2 protein-coding genes are annotated in these 1,772 nt (G+C 42.8%); both read right to left on the bottom strand.

The window, feature by feature from the left end; genetic code table 11:
* Window positions 1-596, bottom strand: a 596-nt coding sequence (locus ACEW8O_RS07250; protein ID WP_373493955.1) for a phospholipase A, incomplete at its 3' end; no start/stop codon positions are given.
* A gap of 252 nt (window positions 597-848) precedes the next feature.
* On the bottom strand, window positions 849-1,772 hold a 924-nt coding region (locus ACEW8O_RS07245; protein ID WP_373493954.1), incomplete at its 5' end, for a M20/M25/M40 family metallo-hydrolase.

Genomic DNA, 1,772 nt, shown 5'->3' with positions numbered 1-1,772 from the left:
GGTCTAAGTACAACCATCCATCGGTCTCTTTCCAGTCCTGCATGAAATATCACCCTATTCCAGCTTCTAGACCTTGGAAGGTCCTGGCCATTGGATTGGTGGTTGAATGAGACACCAACTGTTCTCCATTTAAAGCCAAGTACATTAGCATTCAAACCAAAATTCAACATCAATTCAGGTTCATAATTCAATTCCCTGAATGTTCTGGACAAATCGGTATTGAAGATCTGCCAATGTGCCGCTTGTGTATAAGCTATCCAAAGGTCTCCATGTCCCCAAAACATGGATTGTAATACCTTGCTTTTAAAGCTCAATTGGAATTTTGCTTCGTAATTGTTGTAGGGCTTTGCTTCTGGAACAGAAAAGTCAGGGTTTTCACTTTGCGGTTGAAAGTTTGGATTATTGGACCATCGACCTGCTGTGATGTAAAAAGGTTTGTAATAATTAAGTCTGAAAGTGCCTTTTTTATCCTCAGGGTCCAATTCCCATCTTTGGGAGAGGGTTTGGGAAATAATTCTTTCTGTTGGTTTGGTGATTTCCTGCGCAAGTCCCTGACCAGCCATCAGAATCAAAAGTATTAGGAAAACATGTTTCATAAGGGTGGTATTGGAAAGTAAAAATTTTTAATACTACACTTTTGGAGAACAGATTGTTTTTTAATTAGAAGGACAACCAAAATAAGGAGAAAACTTTAAAAAGCGGGTATTAGATATATCTAAATTTAACATCAGTAAATGATGGATGAATTAATTTTATCCTCACCTGCTTGCGAAAAGTTATCTTTAAAGGGGATTCATTGCCCTATAAGACCTGTCAGGTTTTCAAAACCTGACAGGTCTCTGTCCAAATCACATATCCAATAACCTATACACAAACACCGCACTCCTTTTCAGTAAATCAGGATATTGCTTCATATTGATCGTCTCAGCAGGGGAGTGGGCACCTGTGCCGGAAGCCCCCAAGCCATCGATGCAGTCCAGGTAATCGGCCACGTAGGATATATCACCCGCACCCCTTGAACCCGGATCGCCGGCTTTCACCTCTCCAAAACCCATATCCACACTGACCTTGCTCAATACATCCACCAAAGCATAATTACCGGGTGTTGGGGGCATGGATGGGATGCCATCTGTAAATTTGATTTCGGCGGTGGTGCCGTTCAGGTTTTGGGAGACAATCTGTTTCATTCTTTCCCTTGCTGCTTCTTTTTGAGGTTCGCCCAAAAATCTCAAATCACCGGTAATAAAAGCTTCCCTTGCCACAATATTAGTCTTGCCCAAAGCCTCTCCTTCTCCTGTATCAGGATTATAAGTGATGTCTGAACCTCCTATAAACTGTCCTGGATTAAATGTCAGGTATTGTTCTCCTGCCAATTCCTCTCGGAATTGATTGAGTATTCTTGAAGCTTCATAAATAGCCCCATAGCCCACTGACTCCCTAAAAACTCCTGAGGAATGCACCTGCCTGCCAGTGGTTTTCAAAGTCCATCCGCTGGCACCTCTTCTGGCCACAGTGGCGATATTGAATCCCTGTGCTGTTTCGTAGCCCAGGGCATAATCATGCTGTTTTGCTCTTTCCACAAAATCAGCCCGGCTCACCCAGGAAGGATCTCCCGCATTTTCTTCGTCTCCCGGAAAATATACCGTTATCGTTCGGTCCTTTAAAAGTCCCATTTGATCCAATGCTTTCAAAGTGGCAAAAATCATCACATTTCCACCTTTCATGTCATTTACTCCCTGACCCTTTGCTGTGGAGTCATTGACCATGGTGAA

The organism is Aquiflexum sp. (assembly GCF_041749095.1).
In the GTDB taxonomy this organism is placed as follows: Bacteria; Bacteroidota; Bacteroidia; order Cytophagales; family Cyclobacteriaceae; genus Aquiflexum.
Note: the sequence above shows the minus strand (reverse complement) of the source record. Positions and strands in the feature narration are given on the sequence as shown.